The sequence below is a fragment of the Paenibacillus pabuli genome (assembly GCF_039831995.1).
Classification (GTDB): Bacteria; Bacillota; Bacilli; order Paenibacillales; family Paenibacillaceae; genus Paenibacillus; species Paenibacillus pabuli_C.
This window is the reverse complement of the sequence record NZ_JBDOIO010000005.1, coordinates 1-14,149: the sequence shown is the minus strand read 5'-3', so window position 1 is coordinate 14,149 and position 14,149 is coordinate 1. Positions and strand designations below refer to the sequence as shown.

General features: G+C 47.9%; 8 protein-coding genes, 8 tRNA genes, 4 rRNA genes and 1 pseudogene. 19 read left to right on the top strand and 2 right to left on the bottom strand.

From position 1 onward, the window contains the following. Window positions 1-485 precede the first annotated feature (485 nt). From ABGV42_RS26855 to ABGV42_RS26840, 4 genes and pseudogenes are all read left to right on the top strand, one after another. A complete protein-coding gene (locus tag ABGV42_RS26855) occupies window positions 486-1,178 on the top strand; it encodes a phosphoadenylyl-sulfate reductase (RefSeq protein ID WP_347384504.1) in 693 nt (230 codons plus the stop codon). Between the two features lie 99 nt (window positions 1,179-1,277). Beyond that, window positions 1,278-2,020, top strand: a pseudogene (locus ABGV42_RS26850) (hypothetical protein). Between the two features lie 69 nt (window positions 2,021-2,089). After that, a complete protein-coding gene (gene cwlD / locus ABGV42_RS26845) occupies window positions 2,090-2,845 on the top strand; it encodes an N-acetylmuramoyl-L-alanine amidase CwlD (RefSeq protein ID WP_347384503.1) in 756 nt (251 codons plus the stop codon). Window positions 2,846-2,924: 79 nt separating this feature from the next. Beyond that, window positions 2,925-4,025: an Mrp/NBP35 family ATP-binding protein gene (locus ABGV42_RS26840; protein WP_347384502.1), complete on the top strand. Its 1,101-nt coding sequence runs from the start codon at window positions 2,925-2,927 to the stop codon at window positions 4,023-4,025. A gap of 118 nt (window positions 4,026-4,143) precedes the next feature. Here ABGV42_RS26840 and gerD read toward each other — a convergent pair whose 3' ends face one another. Then, window positions 4,144-4,917 carry a spore germination lipoprotein GerD gene (gene gerD, locus ABGV42_RS26835; protein ID WP_347384501.1) on the bottom strand — a complete coding sequence of 258 codons (774 nt, stop codon included), beginning with the start codon at window positions 4,915-4,917 and terminating at the stop codon, window positions 4,144-4,146. Window positions 4,918-5,042: 125 nt separating this feature from the next. Here gerD and ABGV42_RS26830 point away from each other — a divergent pair, with 125 nt between their 5' ends. Further along, window positions 5,043-5,660 carry a KinB-signaling pathway activation protein gene (locus tag ABGV42_RS26830; protein WP_347384500.1) on the top strand — a complete coding sequence of 206 codons (618 nt, stop codon included), beginning with the start codon at window positions 5,043-5,045 and terminating at the stop codon, window positions 5,658-5,660. Between the two features lie 128 nt (window positions 5,661-5,788). Here ABGV42_RS26830 and pdaB read toward each other — a convergent pair whose 3' ends face one another. Further along, window positions 5,789-6,565 (bottom strand): polysaccharide deacetylase family sporulation protein PdaB, encoded by a 777-nt coding sequence (pdaB, locus tag ABGV42_RS26825; protein ID WP_110756607.1) that lies wholly within the window; start codon window positions 6,563-6,565, stop codon window positions 5,789-5,791. A 121-nt stretch (window positions 6,566-6,686) separates the two neighbouring features. Here pdaB and ABGV42_RS26820 point away from each other — a divergent pair, with 121 nt between their 5' ends. The 14 genes from ABGV42_RS26820 (at window position 6,687) to ABGV42_RS26755 (ending at window position 14,149) form a co-directional block, all read left to right on the top strand. Next, window positions 6,687-7,304, top strand: a complete 618-nt coding sequence (locus ABGV42_RS26820) for a stage II sporulation protein M (RefSeq protein ID WP_347384499.1) — start codon at window positions 6,687-6,689, stop codon at window positions 7,302-7,304. 211 nt (window positions 7,305-7,515) lie between these two features. Beyond that, the gene (locus ABGV42_RS26815) at window positions 7,516-7,746 is read left to right on the top strand and encodes a hypothetical protein (RefSeq protein ID WP_095293396.1); all 231 of its coding nucleotides are present in this window, start codon (window positions 7,516-7,518) and stop codon (window positions 7,744-7,746) included. Window positions 7,747-8,231: 485 nt separating this feature from the next. Then, a 16S ribosomal RNA gene (locus ABGV42_RS26810) occupies window positions 8,232-9,783 on the top strand. 158 nt (window positions 9,784-9,941) lie between these two features. Further along, window positions 9,942-10,058: ribosomal RNA gene (rrf, locus tag ABGV42_RS26805) — 5S ribosomal RNA — on the top strand. A gap of 32 nt (window positions 10,059-10,090) precedes the next feature. Next, window positions 10,091-10,167: transfer RNA gene (locus tag ABGV42_RS26800), tRNA-Ile, on the top strand. 24 nt (window positions 10,168-10,191) lie between these two features. Next, a tRNA-Ala gene (locus ABGV42_RS26795) sits at window positions 10,192-10,267 on the top strand. A gap of 197 nt (window positions 10,268-10,464) precedes the next feature. Continuing rightward, window positions 10,465-13,390, top strand: a 23S ribosomal RNA gene (locus ABGV42_RS26790). Between the two features lie 83 nt (window positions 13,391-13,473). After that, a 5S ribosomal RNA gene (gene rrf / locus ABGV42_RS26785) occupies window positions 13,474-13,590 on the top strand. Together the 16S, 23S and 5S rRNA genes with 8 tRNA genes alongside form the textbook arrangement of a ribosomal RNA operon. An 84-nt stretch (window positions 13,591-13,674) precedes the next feature. Further along, window positions 13,675-13,750, top strand: a tRNA-Asn gene (locus tag ABGV42_RS26780). Window positions 13,751-13,753: 3 nt separating this feature from the next. Next, window positions 13,754-13,826 (top strand) — tRNA-Thr (locus ABGV42_RS26775). A gap of 10 nt (window positions 13,827-13,836) precedes the next feature. Continuing rightward, a tRNA-Glu gene (locus ABGV42_RS26770) sits at window positions 13,837-13,908 on the top strand. Between the two features lie 6 nt (window positions 13,909-13,914). Further along, window positions 13,915-13,990: transfer RNA gene (locus ABGV42_RS26765), tRNA-Val, on the top strand. A 10-nt stretch (window positions 13,991-14,000) separates the two neighbouring features. Continuing rightward, window positions 14,001-14,075: transfer RNA gene (locus tag ABGV42_RS26760), tRNA-Gln, on the top strand. A gap of 16 nt (window positions 14,076-14,091) precedes the next feature. After that, window positions 14,092-14,149: transfer RNA gene (locus ABGV42_RS26755), tRNA-Lys, on the top strand.

The window sequence follows — 14,149 nt, the reverse complement described above, 5'->3', positions numbered from 1 at the left end:
CTTGAATAATGCTGAAACAAAAGACTTCAGGACATTTCGTACGTGGAAACAGTCATCAGTTTTTCTTTTGTATTCAATAAAAGTCACTTACAAGTGAACACAGGGGATTTAGGGTGTTTTCATATATGATCAGTCTTTATACATATCATATTTGGGAATAACAAGTGCGTAAATCATTACGCATTTTAGTATAATTTAATCCCAATAACCCAGTAGGGACAAAGGATTTCATGGTTAGGGTGCCGAAAAGAGTTTCTAAGTCGATTTAGCTTGTTTGGTAAAGTTGTAATGAATTCGCATGATAATATCCAAGGTGCTTTCTCACATTTATGTGTAATCCATACCTAAAAATGGGCTGCAAATGAATCATTTTACCATCTGGCAGGCATTGACATCCCACCTGAAAGATTTATACTATACATAATTCATATTAGATTAGTCGGCATTGAATTTATGGGGAAAAGCAGAATGGGGGAAATTCAGAAATGAACTTGTTGGAAAAGGAAGATCTTGCTCGGACAAAAGCAGAGGAATTGGAAAACGCAAGCCCTGAGGATATTATCCGTTATGCTGTAGAAACGTTTCCTAATATCACTTTTGCATGCAGCTTTGGTGCGGAAGATGTTGTACTTGTAGATATACTTCAGAAGATCAGTCCATCTACGGATGTTTTTTATCTCGACACTGATTTTCATTTCAAGGAAACGTATGAGACTCGTGATGCCATGAAGGAGAAATACAATCTTGATTTTGTGCGGGTCTCTCCCAAAATTACCCCTGAAGAACAGGCGGCTCAACATGGAGAGGAATTGTGGAAATCGGACCCTAATGCTTGCTGCAATATTCGCAAGGTTGAGCCGCTGACACGTATTCTTTCACAGTATGATGCCTGGATCACGGGGATTCGCAGAGATCAGGCACCGACACGTGCCAATGCGAAAAAGGTAGAATACGATACGAAGTTTGGACTTATGAAATTTAACCCGATCGCTCACTGGACTTCCGAGGATGTCTGGGAATATATACGTGCCAATAACGTTGTATATAACCCTCTGCATGACCAGAACTATCCGAGTATCGGTTGTGAGTATTGCACACGTCAAGTTATGCCTGGTGAAGATCCGCGTGCAGGACGATGGTCTGGAAATGACAAAACAGAATGCGGACTCCATAAATAATTAAATCAATATAGCTGGGAACAACGATTAGACTTCTCGACTCGGCTTTGAACATTTTTCTATTGAACCATTACTATGAAGAATTAGGGAGCTGACAAAATAACATCGATTCTGCCTCATTGGAGGTACGCTGGTGCAGCGTGTCGTACAAGGAGAAGAACGGGAACAATTATGGCGCGATAGTGAGAAGTTATCCCCGCTGCGTATTAAAAGCTGGACCACTTCTGACTTGGATCTGATTGGATTAGGCGCATTCTCAACCCTTACAGGTTTCTTGAATGAAGAAGACTATCTTTTTTCGGTGGTCTCGCGGATGCGTCTTTCGGATGGAACGATATGGAGTATTCCTATCACACTTGCTGTAGACGAGCAGCAGGCTGCTTCACTTAAGGTGGGAGAGAAAGTTGCACTTATTGGGGAAGAGGATGGCGTAACCTACGGCCTGCTGGAGGTACAGAGTGTGTACACAGTGGATCAGGGGGAAGAAGCGCGTCGTGTATTTAAAACAGATGACCCAGAGCATCAAGGTGTCAAAAAGCTTTTGGGACGACCTGCAACGTATGTGGGAGGACCAATTCAAGTCTTGAATCGCCCCAAGCCGGTCAAATTTGAACAGTTTTATTTTGACCCTGCAGAGACACGGAGAATATTTCTTCTGCACCAAATGTGGCAACATGGCATCAAGCAAAACTTGCCCGCACGGTAAAGAGCATCATATGACGTTATCCGGTACAAAAGTGCGTGGTTTGCTTCGTGAAGGAGAGTGTCCTCTACCAGAGTTTACTCGTCCTGAGGTAGCTGAAGTGCTGATCGAAGGATTGGCGGAGCAAGTCCGCTCCTAACGGTATATTTGTCCACCTTGTCCCATATAGATGATTAGAGTCATTTATAGGGACGAGGTGGTTTTTTTTATGCGTAAAAATATGGGGAAGCATTTTGTGGTTTGGATCCGTTTGCGTACAGTAAAGCGTGTGCTGTTAAGCCTCTGTCTACTGGCGATGCTGGTGGCTGTGGTGACGTATGAGCTTCCTTCATCCAAGACGTCCGGATATTGGGGGCTGCCGCTAGCAGGCAAAGTTATCGCAATTGATGCAGGGCATGGTGGACCGGACGGGGGAGCTGTGAGCAAGCAGGGGGTCATTGAGAAAGATATCAATTTATCGATCGCCTTGTATGTGCGGGACTATCTGCAGCAAGCTGGAGCCCTGGTTGTCATGACGCGGGAGATCGACACAGATCTAGCGGAGTCAGATACGAGAGGATATTCCAAACGGAAGACAGAAGATCTCAAACAAAGAGTAAGACGCATTGAAGACAAGCAGGCAGATCTGTTTATCAGCATTCACATGAACAGTGTCCCTTCGAACCGCTGGAGTGGAGCACAGGTCTTTTATACACCCAATCACCCTGATAATGAAGGATTGGCCAATTTGTTGCAGCAAGAAATGATACGCAATCTTGAAAATACAGACCGTATTGCTAAAACGGTAAACACCGTTTATCTGCTGCAGGCATTGAAAATTCCGTCTGCTCTCGTAGAGGTCGGTTTCTTATCCCATCCGGAAGAGGCACGTCTTCTTGCAGATGAAGCATATCAGCGTAAAGTAGCCGCTTCCATTTATAATGGAATCTTGAGGTATTCCTCCGGTGAGCGTCCCAAAAGTTAGTTACAAAGAGAAGTAGAATGTTATAATTAACACAGCATACCTAATTACATGCCAATAGATAAAGCTGAGGTGCTGTCTGATGATATCAAAAGAACAGATACTTGAACTATTGCAACCTTTACAGGAACCACAATTGGGAGTAAGTCTGACTGAGCTTCAATGGATCCGAGATGTCATGGTAAAAGAAAACCATGTGGCACTGACCATTGTTACACTGGACAATCAGACTGAGGATACAACTGCTCTTAGTGATGCCGCACGTAACCTAATGTCTCAACATGGTATTCATGATGTACATATACGTCTGCGTGCAGCATCAGAACATGAACGAGAGAGCTTGAATGCAGGACAACCCGGGAATGAGCAGAATGACGAAGAAGTACTTGTAAAAGGCCACGCAGCAGGTCTGGATGGTCATGAGTTATTAAGTCCTGATTCGGGTGTCCGGTATATTGCAGTAGCGAGTGGCAAAGGCGGGGTAGGGAAGTCTACAGTGACAGTAAATTTGGCTGCTGCCCTCGCCCGGCAAGGTAAGAAGGTTGGATTAATTGATGCGGACATCTACGGTTTCAGTGTGCCTGATATGATGGGGATTGAAGAATACCCCGTTGTAGAGGATGGTGTAATTCAGCCTGTAGAGCGTTTCGGTGTGAAAGTGATGTCGATGGGATTTTTCATACGAGAAAATAACCCTGTAATCTGGCGTGGTCCAATGCTGGGCCGTATGCTGCGTCAGTTCTTCACGGATGTGAATTGGGGAGAACTGGACTACATGCTGCTTGATTTGCCTCCAGGGACAGGTGACGTTGCCCTGGATGTGCATCAAATGCTGCCCCACAGTAAGGAGATCATCGTTACAACGCCGCATGCCACGGCAGCTTTTGTAGCCGCTAGGGCGGGTGCAATGGCGATTCAGACTGAGCATGAGCTGCTAGGTGTGGTAGAGAACATGGCTTATTATGAGTGTGGCAAATGTGGAGAGAAGGACTACGTCTTTGGTCGTGGGGGCGGTGGGCGTCTTGCGGAGAGCCTGCATACAGAGCTGCTCGCACAGATTCCCCTCGGTTCACCGGACAATCATCCATCAGAACCTGATTTCTCGCCATCTGTATATAAGGCTGAAACACGCATCGGTGCCATATACGATGAAGTAGCCCAGTCAATTGAGGCTAAGTTTTAGCATATTGAAGATCAATTACCTAAAAATCAAAAAGCCTGCATCCATCGGATGCGGGCTTTTATAGCTTGTAACGGGTTTGCTTTCCTTTATTCAGGGTAACCGTATTCTTCAACAGGTTTTATGATCCTGCGCCACTTCCGGAGTCACCACCACTTCCGCCATCTCCGCTGTCGCCGCCGCCACTTTCACCTTCTTGACCACCGCCGCCTTCTTGCTGTCCGCCTTGTTCCTGCCCGCCCGATTCAACTTTGGGCTGAAGTTCGTCCTGCACTACTTTTTTGAGCAGCGTGAGCACTTCCATTCGGAATAGCGGGTTCTGCATGACTTCTTGCATTACGGTCATTGTCTGTTTGCGATACTCAGGTGTTTTGGTCATGTCCATAAACATTTTGGATACTTCAGGAGATTTCATGATATCCCCAACCGATTTTTGATAGGTGGGATCTTTGATTAGCTGCATATGCAGCTGTTTGCTCTGCGAGTTAATGGCTTTGGCGAATTCACTTGCAAATTGCGGATCTGTCATGATTTTTTCGAATTCTTTTTGGTACTCGGGAGCCGTGATGGTATCTTTAACAGCAATACGTATTTGTTCTGAAGATTGCATAGGCATTAACATTTTCATACCAATGGTTCCAGACCCGCCACCCGATCCGCCGCCACTTTGTTCGGAATCTCCACTTTCACCGCCACCCCCGGAGGAACTTTGGCCTGTAAGAGCTTCTTCTACAGCTTTTTTGCCTTCATCACTTTTCAGAATATCGACGACCATCGTTTTCATCTCTTTATAACTGCCCTGAGGAGGCGAAGAATTCTGATCTGAACCGCAGCCGGCGAGCATGACGGATAGCCCCAATACAACGCAGCTTAGCTGCCACAAAGGCCGTTTCATGTGCATAACCCCTCCTTGATTAGATACTGCATGTAGTATGTGATGGCCAAGCACTAAATATGTTGAATGATGATGGTTTTTTGCTGAGAAGGTTGGTAAAATAAACTCTCGGGGGTGGAAAACATTTGAATTTACGTAAATGGTTTTTCCTATTTTGGACAGCCTTACTTATCGGAGCAGCTGGAACGCTTGTAACAGGCCTCATTATGATGCTGGTGAACGGGGAGAAAACGAACGGCATTACCGATTTTCTGCTGTATCTCCTGATTTTATTTGGATCAGGTGTGATGATTAGTGTGTACTCTCAGATGGGATTTTTCGCTTACTTGATACTGAATTATATGGGCAAAGGTGTATTTCCGAAACGCGGATGGCAGATCGTACAGCTTGTTTTAACTGTGCTCGCTTTGCTTGACGTCATGTTCTTGCGTTTATTCGTCGGAGGCGGACGAGAGCGTTTGTCCGATATCGTACTTGGAATCATTATTTTGGCAGCTGCAATTGTTACCGCTTACGTGAAGGTGAAACAGACACATATCTCGGCAATGGTGCCAACGCTCTTTTTTATGATTGCAGTGACCGTGGTGGAGACGATTGGCGTGCTCCGAATCGATGTAAATGCAGCTACCACCTTTATTGTGGTCCCATTGCTGGCATGTAATGCATACCAAATGCTTATATTACATAAGCTGGTGGATGGTTCTGCTGAACAAGCAGTGAGCGGGAGAACAGAGCAAGCGTAATAAGTGCTATTGAGGATTTTTTAATAAAACGCAAAAAAGAGCTAACATGGTTAGCTCTTTTCATTTGTGCTGCCGAACCTTTAATGTTGGTTGTACCGCCTGGATTTTAACAGTAAATCTTGTGAGTGTTATTGGGCACTGGCTTGATCCCGAACTTCGGTGCCTTTTGCACTGGAATGATTCAGCAATTCGGAGACTGTCACAAATTCATATCCTTGGTTTCTTAGTTTATCGATAATGACAGGCAGTGCTTCATGAGTTTGTTTGGAGGAATCGCTGGCATGCAGCAGTACGATATCTCCAGGGTGCGCTTTGCTGACTACCCGATCTACGATGGTCTGTACTCCTGGATTCTTCCAATCCTGTGAGTCGGTATCCCATTGAACGACCTGGTAGTTCAGACTGCTGGCTACCTGAAGTACGCGTTTGTCAAAATCCCCATTAGGCAGACGAAGCAGATTCGGTTCTTTTCCCGTTAAATCGGTTAAAATGCTATGAGCTGTTGAAATTTCCTTGCGAATTTCTTCTTCGGTCATGCTGCTGTAATTATCGTGCTTATGCCCATGGCTGCCAATTTCGTATCCTGCTTCCTTGATGGAGGTTACGATCTCGGGGTGTGTCTTGCTCCAGGGGGAGGATAAGAAGAAGGTGGCTTTCTCTACTTTATTATCCTGCAGCACTTTCAGGATTGGTTCCGTGCGCTTATCGCCCCAGCTAATATCAAACGTAAGTGCAATTACTTTTTTCTCTGTTGGTACGTTGTACACAGCCGACGGTGCATCCTCCGAGAATACAGAAACATTGCCACTTTCCAGATAAATAATCCCGATAGCAAAGACGGCAGCAGCCAGCACAATCAGGAAACGTTTAATCTTTTTGCCACTGAATACATAGAACGAGTTCATTTCAATAAGCGCCCCTCTCCCATAAGAAATGCTTGTTTACTCTCCAATGTATGCTCGTACAGCGCAGTTATTCGCATAAGAAATTTGTTTGTCCATCATCTTCACTTAACAGGAGGTTATCATGTTAAAGTTCAGTACATTTTTAAGGGATCTGGGATCCATTCGTAATGCATTGATCTGGTCTGTCATTTTGTTTGTTGCAGGTATAGGGGCTGGATGGGTAAGTACGGGACCGCTGCAAGAGTTACTATTGAACCAGATCGGCGGACTTCAAGAGGTAAGCAGACAGCTCGAACAGAGCGGAAATGTGCAATGGAATTTCTTTATCTTTATCTTTTTTAATAATGCCATCAAAAGTGTGCTCGTGATCTATGCAGGTATTTTCTTTGGAATTTTGCCTGTTATATTTTTAGTGATTAACGGAATGGTTATCGGTTTTCTAGTGCATATCACTACGGATAATGGAGCCAGCCTTTTTGATATTGTAGTAAAGGGACTTTTACCGCACGGAATCATAGAAATTCCCGTTATCATCATTGCCTGTGCTTTTGGTCTCAAGTTTGGGGGACTGGCATCCAGAAGTCTGATTGAACTCGGAAGCGCCAAGCGGCACATGATAGGAAAACAGTGGGGAACTTTTTTGCGGAGGACATTAACCGCATCGTGCTGGGTTGTCATTTTGCTGTTCATTGCAGCCATTATCGAAAGTACGATTACCTTCAGCATTGTGCGTGGATAAATTTGTATGGATTGACATTCATAAATTTTCAGAAAGTTGACCATAACAATAAAACGGGTTTCAGCACTCCACTAGGTAAGCGAGTTTTATAGATCACAAGGGGGCTGGAACCGGCGCGTCATATATAGTCTCGACTTTAAAGAGTGGGGATTTTAATACACAAACTATAAAGGCGCGCCATTATCCATATGCAGAAAAAGGAGAACTCTTAATGCTGGGTATGCTGTTTAACGAGAAGGAATGTAAGGAACTCGATTATGTATTACGTAAAGAGCTGGATGAAATGTTGTTTGACCTAAGTGACAACCGCCTCGATCAAGAGATCAAATACGCCATAGCGAGTAGATACAAAACAGTATTCCGCATGTATGCACGATTCGCTCCACCTAAGGAGTTGTCCAAATACGCAAGAAGCGGCAAACTCAAAAAATCTAAACCGTAAGATAGCTGATATAGAGCCTATACATGCAATTTGATTGATGAGCGAGGTGCGGCCCTTACAGCCAGCGCTGTACCTCTTTACTACTACGATCTATGGTTAGAGTAATGGATGAAACAAATTGTCGGAAAAGGGTTGACCTATTAGATTAGGTATGATAAATTAATTTTCGTTCCTTTTTAGGACAAACCACTGGAACAAGTACTTCCAGCAAAAATGAATGAAAAACATTTTGAAAAAAAGTGCTTGCAAAGTGACGTCGAACATGATATATTATAAAAGTCGCCGCTGAAAACGACGACAATATGAAAAACGGCAACAAACTGAATGTTTGATCTTTGAAAACTGAACAACGAGTGAGTAACGATCTTGCTTGCAAGATCGACGCTGAGGAAACGGTACAAGTCATCTGACTGTATGATTTCAAAGCAAAAATGAGATTTTAATCTCGTCAGATTCAAAATGAGCTAATCGCTCTTTTCAATACTTTATTGGAGAGTTTGATCCTGGCTCAGGACGAACGCTGGCGGCATGCCTAATACATGCAAGTCGAGCGGACTTGAAGAGAAGCTTGCTTCTCTGATGGTTAGCGGCGGACGGGTGAGTAACACGTAGGCAACCTGCCCTCAAGCTTGGGACAACTACCGGAAACGGTAGCTAATACCGAATACTTGCTTTCTTCGCCTGAAGGAAGCTGGAAAGACGGAGCAATCTGTCACTTGAGGATGGGCCTGCGGCGCATTAGCTAGTTGGTGAGGTAACGGCTCACCAAGGCGACGATGCGTAGCCGACCTGAGAGGGTGATCGGCCACACTGGGACTGAGACACGGCCCAGACTCCTACGGGAGGCAGCAGTAGGGAATCTTCCGCAATGGGCGAAAGCCTGACGGAGCAATGCCGCGTGAGTGATGAAGGTTTTCGGATCGTAAAGCTCTGTTGCCAGGGAAGAACGTCCTTGAGAGTAACTGCTCAAGGAGTGACGGTACCTGAGAAGAAAGCCCCGGCTAACTACGTGCCAGCAGCCGCGGTAATACGTAGGGGGCAAGCGTTGTCCGGAATTATTGGGCGTAAAGCGCGCGCAGGCGGTCATTTAAGTCTGGTGTTTAATCCCGGGGCTCAACCCCGGATCGCACTGGAAACTGGGTGACTTGAGTGCAGAAGAGGAGAGTGGAATTCCACGTGTAGCGGTGAAATGCGTAGAGATGTGGAGGAACACCAGTGGCGAAGGCGACTCTCTGGGCTGTAACTGACGCTGAGGCGCGAAAGCGTGGGGAGCAAACAGGATTAGATACCCTGGTAGTCCACGCCGTAAACGATGAGTGCTAGGTGTTAGGGGTTTCGATACCCTTGGTGCCGAAGTTAACACATTAAGCACTCCGCCTGGGGAGTACGGTCGCAAGACTGAAACTCAAAGGAATTGACGGGGACCCGCACAAGCAGTGGAGTATGTGGTTTAATTCGAAGCAACGCGAAGAACCTTACCAGGTCTTGACATCCCTCTGACCGGTACAGAGATGTACCTTTCCTTCGGGACAGAGGAGACAGGTGGTGCATGGTTGTCGTCAGCTCGTGTCGTGAGATGTTGGGTTAAGTCCCGCAACGAGCGCAACCCTTGATCTTAGTTGCCAGCACTTCGGGTGGGCACTCTAAGGTGACTGCCGGTGACAAACCGGAGGAAGGTGGGGATGACGTCAAATCATCATGCCCCTTATGACCTGGGCTACACACGTACTACAATGGCCGGTACAACGGGCAGTGAAGCCGCGAGGTGGAACGAATCCTAAAAAGCCGGTCTCAGTTCGGATTGCAGGCTGCAACTCGCCTGCATGAAGTCGGAATTGCTAGTAATCGCGGATCAGCATGCCGCGGTGAATACGTTCCCGGGTCTTGTACACACCGCCCGTCACACCACGAGAGTTTATAACACCCGAAGTCGGTGGGGTAACCGCAAGGAGCCAGCCGCCGAAGGTGGGATAGATGATTGGGGTGAAGTCGTAACAAGGTAGCCGTATCGGAAGGTGCGGCTGGATCACCTCCTTTCTATGGAGAATCGTTTCCCGTAGCGGAAACATTCAAATAAGCAGGTTCATTGAACCTGCGACAGCGATTCATTTCGGTCCATCACTTTAGGTGTGGATGAAATGAAGAGCGAAATTACTCACTCGTTGCTCAGTTTTGAGAGCTCAAACTCTCAAACGTTTGGTGGCGATAGCGAAGGGGTTCCACACGTTCCCATCCCGAACACGACCGTTAAGCCCTTCAGCGTCGATGGTACTTGGACCGCAGGGTCCTGGGAGAGTAGAACGCCGCCAAGCGTAAACCCTATTGGGTTTCAATGTTAATATATGGGCCCTTAGCTCAGTTGGTTAGAGCGCACCTCTGATAAGGGTGAGGTCGGTGGTTCGAGTCCACCAGGGCCCACCATTTACATTTTTATAAATTTTATATGGGGCCATAGCTCAGCTGGGAGAGCGCCTGCCTTGCAAGCAGGAGGTCAGCGGTTCGATCCCGCTTGGCTCCACCAACAAGATTTCAAGCTTGTTCTTTGAAAACTAGATATCGAAACGAAAAATGCGAATTAGAACATTCCTTTTAGCTGAACTTGTGTTAAACAAGTTTCAAATAATAGCGAAAACTGCTTTGCGATGGTATCGAATGGGAGCGACTTTTGGCTTTGCGTAAGCAAAACAAGGGAAGTGAGCAGTCGAAACCGGAGCAACTGGTTAAGCTACTAAGAGCACACGGAGGATGCCTAGGCGCTAGGAGCCGATGAAGGACGTGGCGAACAACGAAACTGCCTCGGGGAGCTGTAAGCAAGCTTTGATCCGGGGATGTCCGAATGGGGAAACCCAGCTGGGGTAATATCCAGTTACTCACAACTGAATACATAGGTTGTGTAGAGGCATACCAGGGGAACTGAAACATCTAAGTACCTTGAGGAAGAGAAAACAATAGTGATTCCGTCAGTAGCGGCGAGCGAACGCGGAACAGCCCAAACCAGAGAGCTTGCTCTCTGGGGTTGTGGGACGTCTCACATGGAGTTACAAAGGAACCGGTTAAACGAAGAGGTCTGGAAAGGCCCGCCAAAGAAGGTAAAAGCCCTGTAATTGAAAGTCTGTTCCCTCCGAGACGGATCCCGAGTAGTGCGGGGCACGTGAAACCCCGTATGAATCCGGCAGGACCATCTGCCAAGGCTAAATACTTCCTAGCGACCGATAGTGAAGCAGTACCGTGAGGGAAAGGTGAAAAGCACCCCGGAAGGGGAGTGAAATAGAACCTGAAACCGTGTGCTTACAAGAAGTCAGAGCCCGTTTTAGGGGTGATGGCGTGCCTTTTGTAGAATGAACCGGCGAGTTACGTTCCCGTGCAAGGTTAAGGTGAAGAGCCGGAGCCGCAGCGAAAGCGAGTCTGAATAGGGCGAGTTAGTACGTGGACGTAGACCCGAAACCGGGTGATCTACCCCTGTCCAGGGTGAAGGTGCGGTAACACGCACTGGAGGCCCGAACCCACGCACGTTGAAAAGTGCGGGGATGAGGTGGGGGTAGCGGAGAAATTCCAATCGAACTCGGAGATAGCTGGTTCTCCCCGAAATAGCTTTAGGGCTAGCCTCGGAAAACAGAGTCGTGGAGGTAGAGCACTGATTGGGTGCGGGGCCCGCAAGGGTTACCAAGCTCAGTCAAACTCCGAATGCCATAGACTTACTTCCGGGAGTCAGACAGTGAGTGCTAAGATCCATTGTCAAAAGGGAAACAGCCCAGACCATCAGCTAAGGTCCCCAAGTGTGTGTTAAGTGGGAAAGGATGTGGAGTTGCACAGACAACCAGGATGTTGGCTTAGAAGCAGCCACCATTGAAAGAGTGCGTAATAGCTCACTGGTCGAGTGACTCTGCGCCGAAAATGTAACGGGGCTAAACACACCACCGAAGCTATGGCTTGATGCTTTGCATCAGGGGTAGGGGAGCGTTGTATAAGGGTTGAAGGTGTACCGTAAGGAGCGCTGGACATTATACAAGTGAGAATGCCGGTATGAGTAACGAAAAGATCAGTGAGAATCTGATCCGCCGAAAGCCTAAGGGTTCCTGAGGAAGGCTCGTCCGCTCAGGGTAAGTCGGGACCTAAGGCGAGGCCGAAAGGCGTAGTCGAAGGACAACAGGTCGAAATTCCTGTACCACCGTAAATCGTTACGAGCGATGGGGGGACGCAGTAGGGTAGTGACGCAGGCTGATGGATGCCTGTCCAAGCAGTAAGGCTGGTTAGTAGGCAAATCCGCTAACCGTAAGGCTGAGCTGTGATGGGGAGTGAAAATTACAGTAGCGAAGGTCATGATCTCACACTGCCAAGAAAAGCCTCTAGCCAGATGAAGGTGCCCGTACCGCAAACCGACACAGGTAGGCGAGAAGAGAATTCTAAGGCGCGCGGAAGAACTCTCGTTAAGGAACTCGGCAAAATGACCCCGTAACTTCGGGAGAAGGGGTGCCCCGGTAGTGTGAATAGCACGAGGGGGCCGCAGTGAAAAGGCCCAAGCGACTGTTTAGCAAAAACACAGGTCTGTGCGAAGCCGTAAGGCGAAGTATACGGGCTGACGCCTGCCCGGTGCTGGAAGGTTAAGGGGAGCGGTTAGGAGCAATCCGAAGCTGTGAACCGAAGCCCCAGTAAACGGCGGCCGTAACTATAACGGTCCTAAGGTAGCGAAATTCCTTGTCAGGTAAATTCTGACCCGCACGAATGGCGTAACGACTTGGGCGCTGTCTCAACGAGAGATCCGGTGAAATTTTAATACCTGTGAAGATGCAGGTTACCCGCGACAAGACGGAAAGACCCCATGGAGCTTTACTGCAGCTTGATATTGAATTTGGGTACGATCTGTACAGGATAGGTGGGAGCCTTTGAAGCATGAGCGCCAGCTTGTGTGGAGGCACCGTTGGGATACCACCCTGATCGTATCTAGGTTCTAACCTGGTACCGTAAACCGGTACGGGGACAGTGTCAGGTGGGCAGTTTGACTGGGGCGGTCGCCTCCTAAAGAGTAACGGAGGCGCCCAAAGGTTCCCTCAGAATGGTTGGAAATCATTCGAAGAGTGCAAAGGCATAAGGGAGCTTGACTGCGAGACCTACAAGTCGAGCAGGGACGAAAGTCGGGCTTAGTGATCCGGTGGTACCGCATGGAAGGGCCATCGCTCAACGGATAAAAGCTACCCTGGGGATAACAGGCTTATCTCCCCCAAGAGTCCACATCGACGGGGAGGTTTGGCACCTCGATGTCGGCTCATCGCATCCTGGGGCTGAAGTAGGTCCCAAGGGTTGGGCTGTTCGCCCATTAAAGCGGTACGCGAGCTGGGTTCAGAACGTCGTGAGACAGTTCGGTCCCTATCTGTCGTGGGCGTAGGAAATTTGAGAGGAGCTGTCCTTAGTACGAGAGGACCGGGATGGACGTACCGCTGGTGTACCAGTTGTTCCGCCAGGAGCACCGCTGGGTAGCTATGTACGGACGGGATAAGCGCTGAAAGCATCTAAGCGTGAAGCCCCCCTCAAGATGAGATTTCCCAGTATGTAAGACCCCTTGAAGACGACGAGGTAGATAGGCTGGGGGTGGAAGTGCAGTAATGCATGGAGCTGACCAGTACTAATCGGTCGAGGGCTTATCCAAATTGCAGGTTCTAGTCGCAAGTTTCGTTTCGGATCTAGTTTTCAGAGAATGAACTCTGAACGCATTTGTTCCACAAATGCTCGTTTGGTGGCGATAGCGGAGGGGTTCCACACGTACCCATCCCGAACACGACCGTTAAGCCCTCTAGCGCCGATGGTACTTGGACCGAAGGGTCCTGGGAGAGTAGGACGCTGCCAAGCGAACTCTTTCATCATACATAGAAAACAGGCTCTGCATGTTAGCGTTGTACGATGAATTGCATTTGCCCTGCAAATGCATATTATTCCCTGATAGCTCAGTTGGTAGAGCACTCGACTGTTAATCGAGTTGTCACAGGTTCGAGTCCTGTTCGGGGAGCCATTTGCTCTCATAGCTCAGTAGGTAGAGTGCATCCATGGTAAGGATGAGGTCACCGGTTCGATCCCGGTTGAGAGCTTTGGAAATGGGGCCCGTTGGTCAAGGGGTTAAGACACCTCCCTTTCACGGAGGTAACAGGGGTTCGAATCCCCTACGGGTCATAGGATGGAGGCTTAGCTCAGCTGGGAGAGCATCTGCCTTACAAGCAGAGGGTCGGGGGTTCGAGCCCCTCAGCCTCCACCATCTTTATTATTGGGGATTAGCCAAGCGGTAAGGCAACGGACTTTGACTCCGTCATGCATAGGTTCAAATCCTATATCCCCAGCCATTTATTACGAGCCATTAGCTCAGTTGGTAGAGCACCTGACTTTTAATCAGGGTGTCGAAGGTTCGAGCCCTTCA